Genomic DNA, 19153 nt, shown 5'->3' on the forward strand with positions numbered 1-19153 from the left:
ATGCGGACACTGAAGAATATTATCTATCTCGGGATGAAAGAGCTGCGCAGCCTGATGCGGGATAAAGCGATGCTCGCGCTGATTGTGTTTGCCTTCACGGTATCCATCTATTCTTCTGCGACAGTAACGTCCGGCTCACTGCATCTGGCGCCGATTGCGATTGCGGATCAGGATCGCTCACAGCTCAGCGAACGTATTATCAACAGCTTTTATGAACCCTATTTTCTGCCTCCGGCCGATATTGATATCAGTCAGATGGACGGACTGATGGACAGCGGTACCTACACTTTTACCATGGATATTCCGCCGAACTTTCAGCGTGATGTGCTGGCCGGACGCCGCCCTGCCATCCAGCTGAACGTTGATGCCACCCGTATGAGCCAGGCGTTTCTCGGCAACAGTTATATTCAGAATATTGTTACCGGGGAGGTGAATACTTTTCTGGCTAAAAACCGGCAAAACAGTGTGCTGCCGGTAGATCTGGATATCCGCGCCCGTTTTAACCCGAACCTGAATCAGATGTGGTTCGGGTCGGTAATGGCAATTATCAATAACATCACAATGTTATCGATTGTGCTGACGGGTGCTGCCCTGATCCGCGAGCGGGAACACGGCACTATCGAGCATCTGCTGGTGATGCCGGTGACACCGTTTGAGATCATGATGTCCAAAGTCTGGTCGATGGGACTGGTGGTGTTGCTTGCTTCGCTCGGCTCACTGCTGCTGATTGTCCGCTTTCTGTTACAGGTGCCGATAGAGGGTTCAATTGCACTGTTTATGTGCGGAGTGGCGCTGAGTCTGTTTGCCACCACCTCTATTGGTATCTTTATGGGAACACTTGCCCGCTCGATGCCGCAGTTCGGGCTGCTGATGATTATGGTGCTGCTGCCGCTGAATATGTTGTCCGGCGGGATGACCTCGCGGGAAAGTATGCCGCAGTTTGTACAGGATGTGATGCAGACGATGCCGACGACACACTTTGTCAGCCTGGCACAGGCCATTCTCTACCGGGGGGCGGATTTCCTGATCGTCTGGCCGCAGTTTATGTATCTGATCATTATCGGCGGGGCATTTTTCGGCGCCGCGCTGCTGCGTTTCCGCAAAACGATCAGTGCCATGGCATAACCCGGCCAATTCCGATGCCGCCGGCGGCGGGGCATTATAGGCTGTCAGTTCAGTGAAGATTCAGTAAATAACGGATAATGCAGGGATACGGATATGAGAAAAGTTCTGCTGATGAGTGATACGGGAATTTCCCCGCAGATGCTGGCGCAAAAAATGCGTGATGAAGCACTGGCACGGGGTATTGATGTCAGCATTGAGTGCCGGTCTGTTTTTGATTACCGCGAATGTGCCGCGGAGTATGATGCCGCTCTGCTCGCCCCGCAGTCCCGCCACCACCTACGCGAGTGCCAGCAAAGCGCGGCTGCCGCAGGAAAACCGCTGGTCTGCATCGATCCGGATATGTTTTGGGATCTGCAAAGTGCTGCGGTATTGGATTTGGCGTTGTCGTTATTGAATAATCCGTGAAGCTGTAAGCAACTAAACCATCTTCTTTCTGACCCGGACGACGGGATAACCGGCAAAACCGGAAAGACGCTGACACGTCCCTGTTCGCCCGAATCGCGCCATCCCTGGCGCTTCACGCTTTCCTTTTTTTGTCGGTTAATCCCTGATGTACTTCAGCTATGCGAAAAAACAAAAAACAAAAAAATTCATAAAAAAAATCAATCTGCTAAATCATCCGCTCTGTGGCAAGGCGGCAAGGGAAGAATTCCGGGAAACCTATTTTGCCACAGTGCTTCGACTGATACCGTACAGAACGAAAAGGCGCTGTCACATCCCTGTTCGCTCGGGTCGCGCCATCCCTGGCGCTCTACGCTTTTCGCTCTTCTGTACGGCATCTGCCGTGTACATAAAGTCTGGCGTAAATAAAAACAGATTTTCTGAGCGCAGCCAACGCCGCCACAGGCGGAAGGATGACACAACAAAGAATCCGCTAAATCATCCGGTTTGTGGGAAGGCGGCAAGGGAAGAATTCCGGGGAGCATACATCAGTATGTGACCCGGAATTCTGAGCGCGGCCAACACAGCCACAGACCGGAGGATGACGCGGATTCAGGATTTGAGGAGACCGCGCACTACCACCTTGCTCGCCGGGGCGCTGCGATCAGTCGCCCGCCGCACTGCCATATTGATCGCCTGCCAGGCAATTTCCTGTAAATCATGGGAAATACACGGAAAATTGAATCCGTAGATATCAGCATGAGAGACTTCATCGATGCTGAACAGCGAGACATCTTTTTGCGGGATAAGATTGTGACGGATACAGGCTTTGATAATCCCCAGTGAAATCTGGTTATTACAGCCGACAAAATAGTCCGGTGCGGAATGGTATTTCAGGTAATGGTCGGTGACTTTAAACGCTTCATCCATCAGGAAGTCCGCATGCAGCACATTAACGCTGCTGACCTGGCCGTGCAGACCGGCCACCATACCGGTAACGCGATCCTGAGCCACATTGGAATCTTCCGGGCCGGAGACAATCACCACGTTATCTGCTTTTTGTGAGAGCAGATAGCGCCCTGTCTGCAATCCGCAGTCGAGGTTATCGATATAGACGCCGCTGCATGCTTTGGCATCCAGCTCGCGGTCGACCAGAATGACCGGAATATTGAGCAGTTCCAGTTGTTTCATGTAAGCCGGGCGGTAAACCCGTTCGGCGGAGACAACGGATAAAATGATGGCATCCACATTGTAACCAATCAGCTTATCAATGATACGCGCTTCATTTTCACGGGATTCATAAGAATCAAACATCAGCGTGTCATAACCGGCGTTATACGCTTCCAGCGTGATACGTTTTGCCAGCCCGCCGAAAAACGGGTTGCTCATATCCGGGCTGACAATACCGATAGTGCGGGATGACTTGGCGCGCAGACTGCGTGCCGCCGCATTCACCACATAGCCGATTTTATCAGCCGCATCGAGAATACGTCTGAGAGTTTCCGGGTGAACCTTATCCGGCTGCGAAAATGCGCGGGATGCGGTGATCTTACTGACATTCGCAATAGCAGCCACATTTTCCAGCGTGACTTTCTGTGTCCGGGGTTCCGCCAATTTTCTCTCCTTAGCAGCAACGTATCATTTTATACCATAATAATATCATCTAAATCGATTCAGTCACGTGAAAAACACGCTTTTTGTCACTTAAATCACTATCAACAACTTTTTAACAATCTAGTCTTTTTATCCGCGGGTCGGTAAAAATATCGTACTCATCGGTATTCTCTGTGGAGAACTCCGAGACAACCGCGCCCTGCGGCCCCGCTTTAAACCAGTGGCGGGTATCCGGTGCGATGGTGTACTGCTCTCCCGGACGCAGCAGAATAAAGCGATCACAGGTGTACCATCCCTCATCACCCTGCGGCGGGCGGCAGATTGGGTTACCCTGCACATCCTGATTCGGTGTCAGCGCAGGATCATCAACAAACAGATAAACCTCGCCCCAGCGGCAGCGGAACGTTTCCTGCTTGCCCGGCCGGTCTTTATATGGCGGATGGCGGTGCTCCGGGCAGGTCTGGTCAGCAAACAGAACCAGCTCCTTGGCGCAGTACAGCGGGCTGTTGCAGTAAGTGAGCAGTTGCAGACCCGAGCGCGGATAATCCGGCAGATTAAAGTGAGCAATCTCAATATTCTGCTGTTCCGTTTCTGTCAGAACGATATGCGCCTGTTCCAGAATCGTCAGTGATTCCGCGATGTACGGCTGTTTATTCATCGGCCTCTCTCCTGAATGATATCGTTATCATTATAGCCCTGCCCCGGGTTGCAAAAATGTGACCGGCAAGACCCTTTACTGAATACTTCATGAGTAGTTCGGACTTTATTTAATAAAAGTTTAACCATCATCACATAATTATAATAAACATTGCTCTATTATCCGCATCATAGCAATGATATCGATATCATTTTAATGAAAGGAAATGATCATGAAGGCATTAGTATTAGAGAAAGCAGGGAAAATCGCCATTCAGGATTGGCAGAGTAATGAAGTGCTGGGCGACGACGATGTTGAGATTAAAATCCACACCGTCGGTATCTGCGGCAGCGATGTTCATTATTACCAGCATGGCCGTATCGGGCCGTTCGTGGTTGAGGCACCGATGGTGCTGGGTCACGAAGCGTCCGGTGTGATCACCGCAGCCGGTAAAAATGTGAAACACCTGAAAGTCGGCGATCGCGTGTGCATGGAGCCGGGTATTCCGGATCTGCAGTCCCCGCAATCCCGTGCCGGTATCTATAACCTTGATCCTGCTGTTCGTTTCTGGGCAACCCCGCCAATCGACGGCTGCCTGCGTGAGAGTGTGATCCACCCTGCCGCATTCACGTTCAAACTGCCTGATAACGTTTCCTTTGCCCAGGGCGCGATGGTTGAGCCGCTGGCAATCGGTATGCAGTCCGCCACCAAAGCCGGGATCAAACCGGGCGATATCGGTCTGGTTATCGGTGCCGGGACTATCGGTATCATTACCGCGCTGTGCGCACTGGCCGGCGGCTGTTCAGATGTCATCATCTGTGATGTGTTTGATGAAAAACTGAAAGTGGCTGAGAAATATCAGGGTCTGCATGCGGTCAACAGCAAAGATCAGCAGGCACTGGCGGATAAAGTCCGTGAACTGACCGGCGGCGAAGGCGTGAACGTTCTGTTTGAATGCAGCGGCGCGAAACCGGTTATCGCCTCTATCTCTGATCATATCGCCCCGGGCGGTACTGCGGTTCTCGTCGGTATGCCAATCGATCCGGCACCGCTGGATATCGTGGCGGCACAGGCGAAAGAAGTCACCTTCAAAACCATTTTCCGCTACGCCAATATGTATCCGCGCACCATTCGTCTGCTGAGTTCCGGCAAACTGAATGTGGCTCCGCTGCTGTCCGCAACCTACAAGTTCAAAGACAGTGTCGAAGCTTATGAGCGCGCTGCCGAAGGCCGTGCGACTGACGTGAAAATTGTGCTGGAAATGGAGTAAACCATGACGCTCTATGCCGGTATTGACTGCGGAACCCAAAGCACCAAGGTCATTATTGCCGATAACCGGACCGCGCGTATTCTCGGTGAGGGCTCAGCCCCTCACCCGATGATCAGCGAATCAGACGGAAGCCGTGAACAGGAAGCCGTCTGGTGGACTGATGCGCTGGAAACCGCGTTTGCTCAGGCGATTAAAAACGCCGGAATTGACGGGCGGGAGATCCGCGCCCTCGCCGTTTCCGGCCAGCAGCACGGTTTTGTGCCGGTCAGTCATGACGGTACGGTGCTTGCGCCTGCCAAACTGTGGTGTGATACCTCGACCAGTGCGGAAAATCAGTGGTTTATTGATGCACTGGGCGGCGAACAGGCCGCACTTGAGCGCCTGGGTGTGTTGCCGCAGACCGGCTATACCGTGTCAAAAATTATCCGCTTTAAACAGCAGCATCCTGAACTGTGGCAACAGCTGCGTTATGTGCTGCTGCCGCACGATTACCTGAATTTCTGGCTCACCGGACAGGCCTGTGCCGAGCACGGTGATGCCTCCGGGACCGGGCTGCTCAATATCCGTACCCGTGAATGGGATCAGGCAGCTGCTGATCTTATCGATCCGGAAGGCCGCTTATGGCAGGCACTGCCGCCGCTGGTGCGTGCAGAGCAAATCATCGGCACGGTTCGTCCGGAGATCGCGGAGAAACTCGGCATTTCCCCGGATACCCGCGTGGCATCCGGCGGCGGTGATAACATGATGGCCGCCATCGGCACCGGTAATATCCGGCCGGGCATTACCACCATGAGCCTCGGCACCTCCGGTACGCTGTTTACCTTTGCCGAAAACCCGGTAGTGGCGGATTCCGCGATGATCGCCGGATTCTGCTCCTCCAGCAACGGCTGGCTGCCGCTGATCTGCACCATGAACGTCACCTCCGCCACCACCACGGTTCAATCATTATTAGGTATGGATATTCAGGCCTTTAATGAGGCGCTGAACAGCAGTAAACCGGGTGCTGACGGCCTTATCATGCTGCCGTTCTTTAATGGTGAGCGCGTACCTCAGTTACCCGATGCCCGCGCCAGCCTTCACAACATGGACGGCAGCAACCTGACTCCGCAGAACCTGAGCCTGGCCGTGGTGGAAAGTGCCACATACGGACTGCGCTTCGGTATCGATCTGTTCCGCCGGCAGGGCATTTCCACGGATGAGATCCGCCTGACCGGGGGCGGTGCCCGCAGTGTGAAATGGCGTCAGATTGTCGCCGATATCATGGCGGCACCGGTCGTCTGCGTTACCAACCAGGAAGCCGCGGCACTGGGGGCAGCTATCCAGGCTATCTGGAGTGATACCCTCACCACAGACAGCGCACCGCAGGCACAACTGGCGGCTCTTTGTGACCGTTTTGTGCAGCTGGATGACAGCAGCCGGACACAGCCGGACCCGGCAAATACGGCAGTCTACGAATCGCTGTATCAGAACTACCTTGCCTTACTGACATCAGAATACCCGGAGGTCACATTATGACAGCAGCTGTCGCTGACAATGAGGAATTACTGCGGGTTGAAGGAGTGCGCAAAGCCTTTGGTCAGGTTGTTGCACTGAAGAACGCGCAGTTTTCACTGAAGAGAGGTTCCATTCACGCCCTGTGCGGCGGGAATGGTGCCGGTAAATCCACGTTCCTGAGCATCCTGATGGGTTTTATCCGTCCGGATGCCGGTGAAATCTATGTCAAAGGCAAACGCTGTGAATTTCATCAGCCGCTCGAAGCCCTGCATGCCGGTATCGCGATTGTTCAGCAGGAACTGAGTTCCATTCCTGACCTGACAGTGGCTGAAAATATCTGGCTGGGGCGTGAGCCGCGCCGCTTCGGGTTTGTCGACTTTAAACAACTCAACCGGCAGACCGCTGAACTGCTGACCGATCTGCATTTTGAGATCTCCCCGTCAGAAAAAATGCGTAATCTGAGTGTGGCGGAGCAGCAACTGGTCGAAATCGCCAAAGCCCTCTCCCACGCGGATGCGGATATCATCATTATGGATGAACCGACGTCCGCTATCGGTGAGGAAGATGCGCAGAAGATTTTCGATGTGATCACCCGCCTGACGGAAAAAGGTAAAGGCATTATCTATGTCTCACACCGCCTGTCCGAGATTTTTCAGATAGCCGATACCTTCACCATTTTCCGTGACGGCACGTTTATCACCGACGGCCCGCTGACAGGTATCACCCGCGAAAAACTGATTGAGCTGATTATCGGCCGTGAAATCAAAGATGAATTTGCCAAATTCAATGAGCCGGCAGATGAAACCATTATGGAAGTCCGGGAATTGTCCCGCGATAACCAGGTACACGATATCAGTCTGACACTGAAGAAAGGCGAAATTCTGGGAATTTACGGGCTGGTCGGTTCCGGCCGTTCCGAATTTCTCGATCTGATTTTCGGTATCGAACACGCCGATAAAGGCACGATTCAGATTGGTGACCGTTTCCTCGACAAGCACACCCCGAAAGATTCCATTAATGCCGGGATCGCGTATGTCACCGAAGACCGCAAAGATACCGGGCTGATGCTGGGCCGCTCCATCAATGAAAATATCAATATTGCCTCGTTTGGTGCCATCAGCACCGGCGGCTTTATTAATAACCGCAAAGAGCAGGCCCGTGCGGATGACATGATAGCGCTGTTCAATGTCAAAACCCCGGATGCGGAACAGCTGGCCGGTAACCTCAGCGGCGGTAACCAGCAGAAAGTGGTTCTGGGACGCTGGGCGCTGATCGAGCCGGACGTGATGCTGCTCGATGAGCCGACTCGCGGCGTGGATGTCGGTGCCAAGAAAGAAATTTATAAGTTTATGTCTGAGTTCGCCTTACAGGGCAAGGGCATTGTGATGGTCTCTTCTGAGCTGTCGGAAATTATCGGTATGAGTGACAGAATTATTGTTTTCCGTGACGGACGGATCGCCGGAGAGCTGACCGCCGCCACTGCCACCCAGACCGATTTAATGAAACTTGCGGTGTGATCTCACCCGCCAACGTATGCATGAATAAAGAGAAGTGACCATGAATACAACAAATACTGCACCCGCACCAGGGGTCTCATTTATCGCCCGTAACAAGAAAAACATGCACAAATACGGCATCATTCTGGCGTTCTTTGTGCTGTGTCTGATTGTGGCCGTTGTCGGTGAGGTTCAGGTAGCCCGCGGCGAATGGACGAATAACTACTTTCTGAGTCAGGATAACATGCTGATTATCCTGCGACAGATTTCCATCAACGGTATTCTCGCCATCGGGATGACGTTTGTCATCATCACCGCCGGTGTTGACCTCTCTGTCGGTTCGGTGCTGGCACTGAGCGGCATTGTGGCGGCGCGGTTTGCCACCAGCAATACCGGCCTGGCTATCGGTGATACCGCTAATGCCGTGATGATCCCGATGATTATCGCGCTCGGTATCGGTATCATTTGTGGCCTGCTCAACGGGACGATTCTGGCGAAATTCAATCTTCAGCCGTTTATCGTCACCATGGGGATGCTGTCTGCGGCACGCGGTCTGACTCTGCTGACCACTGACGGTAACCCGGTTTCCCAGCTCAACAGTGATTTCCGCTGGCTGGGTAACGGTTATATCCTTGATATCCCGGTACCGGTGGTGATCCTGGCGGCTATCTTTATTCTCGCCTGGATATTACTGAACAAAACCACCTTCGGCCGCTATGTGTATGCCGTCGGCGGCAACCCGAAGAGCGCCAGAACCTCCGGGATCAGTGTGATTAAAATTAAAGTGCTGGTTTACACCCTGTGTGGTGCGTTAGCCGGTATTGCAGGGCTGATTCTGACTGCCCGTACCGGCTCGGCACAGACCAGTGCCGGCAGCGCCTACGAACTGGATGCGATTGCCGCAGTGGTTATCGGCGGCACCAGTATGGCCGGTGGCGTGGGTACGTTAGTCGGCACCCTGTTCGGTGTGTTAATTATCGGTGTGATGAATAACGGTCTCGACCTGCTGGGCGTGCAGTCGTATTACCAGCAGATTATCAAAGGCGCATTAATTGTTATCGCCGTACTTTTGGATCCGTCACGTAAGCAACGCCGTGACTGATGGCAGTACCGCGCAGATTCTTTCAGTTTAAAGCCGGCACCGCCACATTCTGCATGACGCGTTTACGCAATATCATTCAGTCTGTGGCAAGGCGGCAAGTGAAGAATTCCGGGGAGCATACATCAGTATGTGACCCGGAAGGCTGAACGCAGCCAACACCGCCACAGGCTGAAGGATGACGCGTAAAAGACTATTACAACAGCAAAAAACAATACCCTACACAATGAAGGAATGACCATGAAAAAACTGACCAAAATCGCTGCACTGACAGCCCTGATGATGGGCGGACAGGCATTTGCGGCACAGGACAATCCGGTGAAAATTGCTGTTCTGATGTACGGCATGAAAGCCGAATTTGTCCAGTTAATGGAAAAATCCGCAAAAGAACATCCGGCTGTGAAAAACGGTGAAGCGATCATCACAGTTTATGATGGCCGTTATGACCCGATGGTTCAGAACAACCAGGCAGAAACCGCAATCCAGACCAAAACCGATGCTATCATCATCAACCCGATGGATTACGAAGCAAATATCGACGTGGTCACCATGGCGAATGACGCTAAAATTCCGGTTATTGTCACCAACGCCCGTCTGAACACCGACAAAATGACCGCAGAAGTAGTGTCTGATGACGTCCTCGGCGGTTATATGGAAGCCAAAGCAGTTCTGGCAAAAATGAACTGTGAAGGTAACGTGGTTATTATCGAAGGGCCGAAAGGCGGCAGCGGTGAAATTCAGCGCGGCGAAGGTAATGACAAAGCAATCGCTGAATGCGGCCCGGGTAAGATAAAAGTGCTGGAGCGTAAAACGGCGAACTGGTCACGCGCGGAAGCCATGCCGCTGATGGAAAACTGGTTACAGAAACACCGCGGTAAAATCGGTGGCGTGATCGCACAGAACGACGAAATGGCGCTGGGTGCAATTGAAGCGATTAAATCGGCCGGTCTGAATGTAAATGATTTCTCTATCGCCGGTGTTGACGGTGTATCTGACGCTATCCGCTCTGTTCAGGACGGCGAAATGGTTTCGATCCTCCAGGATGCCAACGCACAGATGCAGGGTTCAATCGACCTGGCAATGAAAGCGGTCAAAGGCGATAAATACGAACCACAATCCCAAATCTGGGTTCAGTATGCTGACCAGCTGAAATGGAATGATGGTAAAGACAAACGTTACGCAATTCCGTGGACTCAGGTTACCAAAGAAAACGCGCAGCAGTTACTGGATGCCCGTAAATAAATAACTGAATAATGCATTCACGCCGTCTTCAGCAGAAGACGGCTGAGATTGCTGACAAAGCAGGATAAAACGTGGTTTTTCCTGCTTTGTGTTATCAGCCGAAAATCAATAAATTGATTTTCCCGGTTGATTTTTACAACCTCTGCCGGTCGTCGCCAACCCCTGCGGGTTTGTCAACGGCCTGCGCCGTCTTCAGCCGAAGACGGCTTTTTTTATCCGTTTTATCTTCTGTGCGTATTGTTTTATAAACAATTTAAAAAAACCATGTCCGTAAAGCGGTATTATTTACTGAATATCCCGCAACACCGTTTTCATCCTTTCCCTCACTATAATTCGCCGTATGATAGGGTTATCTGCCGGATAAATACGCGATGTGAAATGATGAATGACAGAGAAAAGGCCATCGAAAAAGTCAGAAAGCTGATGTCTCTTGCCGAAAATGCCGGTAATGAGAATGAGGCCGCGAATGCCTTTTCAAAAGCACGGGTATTTATGAAAAAATACCATCTGGAGCTGTCCGATATCTATTCCGCAGAACCCTCCCCGCCATCATCTGCGTCACCATCTCCGCCACGCAGAAAAACACCACCACGCCCGCTGACACCGGAAGAACAACACCGGGAAATGATGCGCCTGAAACAACAGGAAGAAGAGCGGCTGCGGGCATTTCAGAAAGTAGCGGAACAACAGCAGCAGCGGAAACAGCAGAGAGAGCGGGAACAACAGGCGCTGCGGGCATTTGAACGGCAGCAGGCAGAACTCCGGGCTCAGCAGCAGGCCGTACAGACACCACCACCGGTAACGCCGCCGCAGGAGCCCGTTCCGCAGCCTGACAAACAGCCTCCTCCGCAACCGGAAAACCCCATCTCAGAACAACCCCGCGAACCTGCGGAGCCGGTTTCCCGCCCGCTGATTGCCGGGTTTCTCGCCGCTCTGACACGAAAACAACACATACCGTCGTATATCATCGCGGTGATTATCATTGTTTTTATTCTGTATATTTTCTTTTTTCAGTCATGACGGCACGCCGGGCGTGATCCCCAGCATCTCCCGCGCCAGCGCATTCCAGGCCAGACAACTGCGGCTCTGATACCCTTTCATATTTGCCAGCGCAAGATCATAAGAGAGTACCGGGTCCGCCACACTGACCGCCGCCAGCCCGTCCGTCCGGTGTATACGCCACATACTCTCCGGCAGCAGCGTGACGCCGACCCCGGCACTGACCATCGCCATAATCAGATCCAGATGATTGCTCCGCCCGGCCACCACCGGCTTGTAATGGTAAATACCACAGGCGTTACGGATAAGCTCATTGATACGGAAATCTTCGGAAAACAGGACAAACTTATCATCCGCTAATTCGCGGAAACTCACCTGCTCCCGGGTGGCCAGCGGGTGCCGGGTATTGACCAGCAGCATCAGGCGATCGGTTGCAAAGCGCTGTAAATCAAAACGGGTATCATCAAACGGCAACATAACAGCGGCGGTTTCCACACTGCCTTCTGCCATCGCCTCCGCCATCTGTTCTGTACCGAGTTCAAGAATTTTCAGTTCCGCCTGCGGATGGCGGGTACTGAACGCCATAATGATGCCGGCAAAATAGGTCGATGCGATAACCGGCGGTAATCCGACATTCAGAGTGCCGGTCAGCGGCCCCGATTTATCCTGTAACGCTTTGTTCATACTGTTAAACTGCGCCAGAATACGGGTTGCGTGATCAAACAGAACCGCGCCCTCATCTGTCAGCCGGACACCATCCGGTTCCCGTGTCAGCAGGGTAAATCCCAGCTCCTCTTCCAGCCGGAGAATACTGCGGCTGATAGCCGGTTGTGTCACAAACAGGGCATCCGCCGCCCGGCTGAACCCGTTAAGCTGCACCACTTCCGTAAAATAGCGCAATGTCCGTATATCCATGACCGTCACCTATTACCTTTTGTTATAGCCCCGATGAGTATAAACCATTTCCTATTCCCGGTAATTACCGCTAAAACTCATTCATATTACTAATCATTTAAGGCTGATAAATCAGCCACTGTATTACCGGAGATCATCATGACAAAAACAGTCGCTGAACATGTGCTGAGCCGCCTGCAGGATTTAGGTATCCGCCATGTCTTTGGTGTGGCGGGAGATTTTGCTTTCCCGATTGAGGACGCCGTCTGCGAAAGCCGGACTATGCAATGGATGGGTAACTGTAATGAACTGAATGCCGCGTATGCGGCTGACGGCTATGCCCGGGTTAACGGCATGGCGGCGCTTTCCACCACATTCGGTGTCGGGGAGCTGAGTGCCATCAACGGTATTGCCGGGTCTTACGCTGAACATCTGCCGGTCTTTCACCTGGTCGGTATGCCGGCCAGCGGCGTGCAAAACAGCGGCCGCCTGGTGCATCACACCTTAGGCAACGGTGATTTCAGCCTGTTTTATGAACTGGGGCAGCGCCTTTCCTGTGCACACGCCGTTATGACCCCGGAAAACTGCGTGGCAGAGACAGAACGTCTGATCGCAGCCGCACTGCGTGAGCGCCGTCCGGTCTATATCGGTTTTCCGTTTGATTACGCCACACAACCGGTTCAGATACCGGAGCACCTTACCGTACCGGCACAACCGGTCAGTGATAACACCGCGCTGGCAGAAGCCGTGGCGGCGATCAGCGCAAAACTGGCCGAAAGCCCGTCGGCCTGTATCCTGCCAGGCATGCTGACCGCTCGTTCCGGACTGATTGATGACGTACAGGCCCTGATCCGTCAGACCGGCCTGCCGTACGCCACCATGTTTATGGATAAAGCGATTATCAGTGAATCTGATCCGCATTATACCGGAATGTACAACGGTCAGCTGATGAACCCGCAGGTCAGGGAATTTGTTGAGAACAGTGACTGTGTGCTGGGTATCGGCGCGGTGATGACAGACTTTAACACCGGCAGTTTTACCGCTGATATCGCACCGGAAAAGCTAATCAGCATAATGGCGGATCATGTCCGCATCGGCACGGCGGTGTATCAGAATGTGTATATGCGGGATCTGCTGCCTGCCCTGACTGCCGTTCTGCCGCACAGAGAGTGCCGCATACCGCCTGCTGCCGGACTGGGCAAGCCGGTGACAGAAGCATCCGGTAACATTACCCCGCAGTATTTGTATCCGCGTTTTGAACAATTGTTCAGAAAAGACGATATTATCATCGCCGAAACCGGCACGGTTTCTATGGGACTGGGCTTTGCACTGCTCCCGGAAGGGGCGCAGTTCCATAACCAAACGTTATGGGGATCTATCGGCTGGGCAACCCCGGCGGCCTTTGGTGCAGCGGTTGCGGCGCCTGATCGCAGACTGATTCTGATCACCGGGGAGGGTTCACATCAGCTGACCGCTCAGGAAATCAGCCAGTTTGGCCGTTTTGGTCTGAAACCGCTGATTTTTGTGCTGAACAATGACGGCTATCTGATTGAGCGCCTGCTGTGCAAAGACCCGGAAGCCGTTTATAACGACCTGCCGCAATGGCGTTACGCGCAACTACCGCAGGCGCTGGGATGTGACAACTGGTATTGCCGCCGTGTCACCACCTGCACGGAACTGGATGAGGCGATCCGGGAAGCGGAGTCCGGTGACTGCGCTGCATATATCGAAGTGGTGACAGAACGTTATGCCGCATCTGATCTGGCAAAAAAACTCGGTGAGTCTGTCGCGACGCTTTATTCGTTTTAAATCACCCGTAATCCTGATACTGCCCGGCGGTATCAGGATGTTAAAAACCGTTCTTTTCACATAAGGCTTTATTGGCATTCAGGGTAAATAAAACATGGCCGGGATAATCATCGTAATAATGATGTATTTCCGCCAGCCCTTTGGCCTGAGCCAGCCGCACGGTCTGTAACGAGCATGTCCGGTAAATCAGGTCTTTTTGCATCGTTTTCTGATCATTTTCCCGCGCTTCTGCCGGTTTTTTCAGCCAGTCCGCTGACAGGGAATAATGGTAAATCACATCACTTCCTTTTGCCTCAACCTTTTCAATATACACCGTGTCATCTATTTTCATGCGCGGCTGTCCCCGCATCCGTGCCCGGTCATTTTCCGCAGCCAGTGCCGCAGCCTCACTGACACTCATCGTATCTATGCGCTGTTTAAAAGCAGTGACATATGCCGGAGACTGAGAATAATGCTCCGCGTAGCGCTCACGAAGTTCCTGATCACTCATGACACAACCGCTCAGAATCAGTGCGGATAACAGCAGAAGACGTTTTTTCATACTCAATCCTTACAGGATAAATCAGCGGATATCGGATTCCGGATAGTTTTTATACATAATGACTTTAATGACCCGGTCGCTGTCAAAACAAAAACCGAGCCGGCGATCGAACCAGTCATAATAGTAGCAATTATCGTCCGGAGATACCTGATAGAGATTTCCGTAAGCGTTAACCATATCCTGATAGGTATCACCTGCCGCAATGCCCCGCCGGGTTTTATAGCGGTCATTTTTGAAGGTTATCTCCGAAATGTATTTATCCTGTCCCCCGGTACGTTTTTCAATAATCATATTGATCCCGGCTACCGTAATTATCGTATCACCGGCATCAAAACGCCATAATTCAAACTCCCGGAAAAAATCATGTACCGGCGGTACCGATACCTTTTCCCTTTGCTTATCCAGCCAGCCGGAAACCGTATTATCACTCAGCGGTTTCCCCAGAAAATCCGCCGCTCCGTTATCGGATGACCAGATGAAATCCTCATAATTAAGGGCATTACTTTGCTCATCCGTCTTTTCCAGCAGTGATAATTTTATCCACCCCTCAGCCACTTTATTTTTGCTGTTCATGTAATTCACATAGGCAAAATCGCCCTGTCTGCGATACTGCAGAACACGATCCCCGCGGATAATAAAGTGATCTGTTTTACATTGTTCATCCGGCTGGGAATAAAACCAGGCCCGGCCAACGGAAATAACCACTTTCTGTGCAGGTTGTGTCAGCGTCGGGGCAGACCAGGTGACCGGGTTTACCATGCAGTTTTCCTTTCCCGGGGCGGTCAGAAGATAGGTGATACGGGTTATTTTTTTCTCTTTGTCTGTTTGAAAAATAAGACTCATATTGCTGTGGTGATAAATAAATGATTCGCTGTTCTCATCCGCATCAAAGCTGCTATGAAGACCATAGCGTTCAAACATCAGAAAATCAGAATCACCGGTTTTAATTCCGCGATGTGTTTTATACTTATCCGAAAGAATAACAATCTGACTGACAACTCCTTCATCCCGGCTATTATTAATTCCCTCTGTAACATATACATAAATATCCGGCTCAGGAATCACCACACCCATTGTTTTCCCGGTTTTACTGTAACCTGCAAATACCAGCCCGGGTTCCTTTGCATAATATTCTGTGATATTCCGGCTGAGTTCACTCAGGGGTTCACCGGGACGAAGTACTATCTGATTAACCGTCAGCTGATAATCTTCATCTGACAGCGGATTATCCGTTTTTCTTTCCGGTTTACGGTTTACGTCATCTTTTTCTTCCGCAAGCGGGGATATTCTGAGATTCGTTTTTGTCAGCTGAGATAATTCCAGCCAGCCGTCAATCAGCTCACCTTCGCTGTTGATATATCCCCCCAGCAGATAATCACCGGTGGTCTGATAACCGATAACTGAATCACCTTTAACCAGAAAACTATTTTTACTTTTACAGCGGCGGTCCGGCGCAGAATAGAAATAAGCACGTCCGGGAGAGGACACCCGGTAAATATGACGTTCAGTGTCATATTCATCAGTATTAATACGTAAAGATATTTCCTGACATTCATCTGTCACTGCCGGTGAAATTAGCGGATAAAATAATAACAGGCCGGATAACAGTATTTTTATCATTCACTCGGATACCGGAAAAATAAACATAATAAACTTATAGCGTATTATCTCTTTTCTTTCTTCGGTATCCTCACTATTTTATACTCTTTTTTTTATTACCCTTTCACCAGAATCACTTCTGTTCCTATCCGGCGCAGCCCGGTCAGGCTCGCTTCCGGAATACCGTCATCGGTAATAATGGTATCAATACGCTGGGTATCAATTATTTTATGCAGGCTGGAGCTGTTAAATTTACTGGAGTCTGTTACCACCACAATATGCCCGGCCACTTCACACATCCGCCGGTTGAGCCGTGCCTCATCTTCATTATGCGTGCTGATTCCGCGCTCAAGATCAATCGCATCCACCCCGAGAAATAACATATCAAAGTGATAATTCTGTAATGACTGCTCCGCCTGATCCCCGTAAAAGGAGAGAGACTGACGCCGCAGCTGTCCGCCGGTCATCAGCAGTTCCACCCCGGGCGCTTCCAGCAGTGCATTCGCCACATTCATACCGTTGGTCATCACAATCGTGTCCTGATGATGGCGCAGCTGACGGGCTATTTCGTAGGTTGTGGTACCGGAGTCCAGAATAACGCGCTGCCCCGGCCGGATCAGTCCGGCTGCCACCGATGCAATATTACGCTTAATGGTGGTGTGGCGGGTGCTTTTGTCTTCCAGTGACGGCTCACTGACCGGCGCAACGCCTTCACAAATCAGTGCGCCGCCGTATGCACGTACCGCAATCCCCTGCTTTTCAAGAAAAGCCAGATCATTGCGGATAGTCACCGTGGAAACACGGAACTGCTGCGACAACTCATTGACCTGAACACTGCCATGGGCACGCAGAAGCTGAATGATATGCTCACGCCGCCCGCTCGTTCCCATTACCCGGTTATCCGTTCCGGTGTCCGGACTGTTCATGGTTTTATCCTTAACATTCATTTAAAAAATCTTTCGTTTCATTTCGTTTGGTATATTAACGCTTTTCTTTGTACAGAATGCAAGCCCATAAAAAGGGTTAACATCCGGTGACCCAGGAACAGACCCTTTCATTATATTTCTTTTGTGATGCAGATCCGGATTCCGGAAGCTTTCATTTTGTTTTCTTTTTTCTCTATAGCAGTATGCTATTCAGACATCGAAACAAAAACAAACCAAATCCGGCTGTAAGGAGAGGAAAGTGAAACTTTTAACTGATATCGTTGCCCGCCACAAACAGGGGAATAAAACAGGAATTTATGCTGTCTGTTCCGCCCATCCGTATGTTCTGAAAGCAGCGGTATGTTTTGCCCGTGAACAACAGACGCCGTTACTGGTTGAAGCGACCTCCAACCAGGTCGATCAGTTCGGCGGCTATACCGGCATGACACCGGCAGACTTCCGCGATTTTATGTGGAAACTGGCGGATGAACATCACTTTCCCCGCGAACAGCTGATCCTCGGCGGCGACCACCTCGGGCCGAACCGCTGGCAGAATGAACCCGCTGAAGAGGCCATGGCAAAAGCCGATGAGCTTATCCGCACCTATGTTGCCGCCGGATTCAAAAAAATTCACCTCGATTGCAGTATGTCCTGCGCCGGTGATCCGGTACCGCTGACGGATGAGATTGTCGCACAGCGTGCCGCCCGCCTGGCGGTCATTGCGGAAGAAACCTGTGAAAAACATTTCGGCGTCCGCGATTTGGTGTATGTGATTGGTACAGAAGTACCGGTACCGGGCGGCGCTCACGAGGAACTGAATGAACTGGCGGTCACCACACCACAGGCTGCATCCGCCACTATCGCCGCGCATCAGGACGCCTTTGCTCGCCATCAGCTCACGGATATCTGGCCGCGCATTACCGGGCTGGTTGTACAGCCGGGCGTGGAATTTGATCACAATAATGTCATTGATTACCGGCCTGAGAAAGCCCGGGCACTGAGTGAGATGGTCACACATCATGAACATCTGGTGTATGAGGCGCATTCCACCGATTACCAGACCCCGCAGGCACTCAGTCAGCTGGTGGATGACCACTTTGCGATTCTGAAAGTCGGCCCCGGACTGACCTTTGCCCTGCGTGAAGCCCTGTATGCTCTTGCCGGTATTGAAGATGAACTTATTGCCCCGGCGGCACGCTCCGGGCTGCGTCAGGTACTGGAAGATGTCATGCTGCAAAAACCGGGCTACTGGCAGAGTTATTACACCGGTGATGAGCTGACCCGCCGCCTTGCCCGCAGCTACAGTTACTCTGATCGCATCCGCTATTACTGGCCGGATGACACCATCAGTGCGGCAGTCGCCCGTCTGCTGGAAAATCTGACAGAAACCGCGATCCCGCTGCCGCTGATCAGCCAGTATCTGCCGTTACAGTATCCGCTGGTACGCGCCGGAACGATTTCCGCCGCACCGGAAGACTTAATCATCGCGCACATTCAGACTGTGCTGCGTCACTATCACGATGCCTGCCGATAAGAGCGAGAAACAGCCATGCCAAATATTGTGTTAAGTCGTATTGATGAACGGTTAATCCACGGACAGGTTGGTGTCCAGTGGGTGGGATTTGCCGGTGCCAATCTGGTGCTGGTCGCCAATGATGAGGTCGCGGAAGATCCGTTACAGCAGAACCTGATGGAAATGGTGCTGACGGAAGGGATTGCCGTGCGCTTCTGGCCGCTGCAGAAAGTGATCGACAACATTCATAAAGCTGCTGACCGCCAGAAAATTCTGCTGGTCTGCAAAACCCCGGCAGATTTTCTGACCCTGGTGAAAGGCGGTGTTCCGGTGGAACGTATTAACGTCGGCAATATTCACTATACCGAAGGCAAACGTCAGATTGCCAAAACAGTGTCTGTGGATGAGGCGGATATCGCCGCATTCCGCGGGCTTAACGAGGCCGGTGTTGCCTGCTACATCCAGGGTGTACCGACAGAACCGGCGCAGGATCTGTTCAAACTGCTCTGAGGAT

17 protein-coding genes are annotated in these 19153 nt (G+C 51.9%); 11 read left to right on the forward strand and 6 right to left on the reverse strand.

Features of this window, described 5'->3' with window-relative positions; translation table 11 throughout:
- Entirely contained in the window at window positions 1-1125 is a 1125-nt protein-coding gene (locus JC793_RS14820; protein ID WP_218426534.1) for an ABC transporter permease, read from the forward strand.
- Window positions 1126-1218: 93 nt separating this feature from the next.
- The gene (locus JC793_RS14825; protein ID WP_218426535.1) at window positions 1219-1530 is read left to right on the forward strand and encodes a PTS sugar transporter subunit IIB; all 312 of its coding nucleotides are present in this window, start codon (window positions 1219-1221) and stop codon (window positions 1528-1530) included.
- A 588-nt stretch (window positions 1531-2118) separates the two neighbouring features.
- Here the strand turns inward: JC793_RS14825 and JC793_RS14830 are convergent.
- Together JC793_RS14830 and JC793_RS14835 are read right to left on the reverse strand one after the other, a co-directional pair.
- On the reverse strand, window positions 2119-3120 hold the full coding sequence (locus JC793_RS14830; protein ID WP_046894563.1) for a LacI family DNA-binding transcriptional regulator: 1002 nt from the start codon (window positions 3118-3120) through the stop codon (window positions 2119-2121).
- Window positions 3121-3232: 112 nt separating this feature from the next.
- A complete protein-coding gene (locus JC793_RS14835; RefSeq protein ID WP_218426536.1) occupies window positions 3233-3778 on the reverse strand; it encodes a D-lyxose/D-mannose family sugar isomerase in 546 nt (181 codons plus the stop codon).
- 211 nt (window positions 3779-3989) lie between these two features.
- Between JC793_RS14835 and JC793_RS14840 the strand changes: the two genes are divergently transcribed.
- From JC793_RS14840 to JC793_RS14865, 6 genes are all read left to right on the forward strand, one after another.
- On the forward strand, window positions 3990-5027 hold the full coding sequence (locus JC793_RS14840) for an NAD(P)-dependent alcohol dehydrogenase (RefSeq protein ID WP_015422928.1): 1038 nt from the start codon (window positions 3990-3992) through the stop codon (window positions 5025-5027).
- Between the two features lie 3 nt (window positions 5028-5030).
- Window positions 5031-6542, forward strand: a complete 1512-nt coding sequence (gene xylB, locus JC793_RS14845; RefSeq protein WP_218426537.1) for a xylulokinase — start codon at window positions 5031-5033, stop codon at window positions 6540-6542.
- A complete protein-coding gene (locus JC793_RS14850; RefSeq protein ID WP_218426538.1) occupies window positions 6539-8038 on the forward strand; it encodes a sugar ABC transporter ATP-binding protein in 1500 nt (499 codons plus the stop codon). The genes xylB and JC793_RS14850 overlap by 4 nt, the downstream gene beginning before the upstream one ends.
- Window positions 8039-8078: 40 nt before the next feature.
- On the forward strand, window positions 8079-9119 hold the full coding sequence (locus JC793_RS14855) for an ABC transporter permease (RefSeq protein WP_166708390.1): 1041 nt from the start codon (window positions 8079-8081) through the stop codon (window positions 9117-9119).
- Between the two features lie 276 nt (window positions 9120-9395).
- Entirely contained in the window at window positions 9396-10358 is a 963-nt protein-coding gene (locus tag JC793_RS14860) for a substrate-binding domain-containing protein (protein ID WP_243847052.1), read from the forward strand.
- A gap of 378 nt (window positions 10359-10736) precedes the next feature.
- Window positions 10737-11378, forward strand: a complete 642-nt coding sequence (locus JC793_RS14865; protein ID WP_218426539.1) for a DUF2786 domain-containing protein — start codon at window positions 10737-10739, stop codon at window positions 11376-11378.
- Here the strand turns inward: JC793_RS14865 and JC793_RS14870 are convergent.
- Window positions 11373-12272 carry a LysR family transcriptional regulator gene (locus tag JC793_RS14870; RefSeq protein WP_046894571.1) on the reverse strand — a complete coding sequence of 300 codons (900 nt, stop codon included), beginning with the start codon at window positions 12270-12272 and terminating at the stop codon, window positions 11373-11375. The two genes, JC793_RS14865 and JC793_RS14870, sit on opposite strands and share 6 nt — an antisense overlap.
- Before the next feature lie 138 nt (window positions 12273-12410).
- Between JC793_RS14870 and JC793_RS14875 the strand changes: the two genes are divergently transcribed.
- Window positions 12411-14060 (forward strand): alpha-keto acid decarboxylase family protein, encoded by a 1650-nt coding sequence (locus JC793_RS14875; RefSeq protein WP_218426540.1) that lies wholly within the window; start codon window positions 12411-12413, stop codon window positions 14058-14060.
- 40 nt (window positions 14061-14100) lie between these two features.
- Here JC793_RS14875 and JC793_RS14880 read toward each other — a convergent pair whose 3' ends face one another.
- The 3 genes from JC793_RS14880 to JC793_RS14890 all read right to left on the reverse strand — a co-directional run bounded on the left by JC793_RS14880 (window position 14101) and on the right by JC793_RS14890 (window position 17126).
- On the reverse strand, window positions 14101-14601 hold the full coding sequence (locus tag JC793_RS14880) for a hypothetical protein (protein WP_218426541.1): 501 nt from the start codon (window positions 14599-14601) through the stop codon (window positions 14101-14103).
- Window positions 14602-14622: 21 nt separating this feature from the next.
- Complete coding sequence (locus JC793_RS14885) at window positions 14623-16221, reverse strand: hypothetical protein (protein ID WP_218426542.1); 1599 nt, start codon at window positions 16219-16221, stop codon at window positions 14623-14625.
- Between the two features lie 95 nt (window positions 16222-16316).
- Complete coding sequence (locus tag JC793_RS14890; RefSeq protein ID WP_046894574.1) at window positions 16317-17126, reverse strand: DeoR family transcriptional regulator; 810 nt, start codon at window positions 17124-17126, stop codon at window positions 16317-16319.
- Window positions 17127-17385: 259 nt separating this feature from the next.
- On the opposite strand from JC793_RS14890, the gene kbaZ reads away from it, so the two are divergent.
- Complete coding sequence (gene kbaZ, locus JC793_RS14895) at window positions 17386-18660, forward strand: tagatose-bisphosphate aldolase subunit KbaZ (protein WP_218426543.1); 1275 nt, start codon at window positions 17386-17388, stop codon at window positions 18658-18660.
- A 15-nt stretch (window positions 18661-18675) separates the two neighbouring features.
- Window positions 18676-19149, forward strand: a complete 474-nt coding sequence (agaV, locus tag JC793_RS14900; RefSeq protein WP_004237714.1) for a PTS N-acetylgalactosamine transporter subunit IIB — start codon at window positions 18676-18678, stop codon at window positions 19147-19149.
- Window positions 19150-19153: the final 4 nt, after the last annotated feature.

It is taken from the genome of Morganella morganii (genome assembly GCF_019242955.1).
GTDB classification, from domain to species: Bacteria; Pseudomonadota; Gammaproteobacteria; order Enterobacterales; family Enterobacteriaceae; genus Morganella; species Morganella sibonii.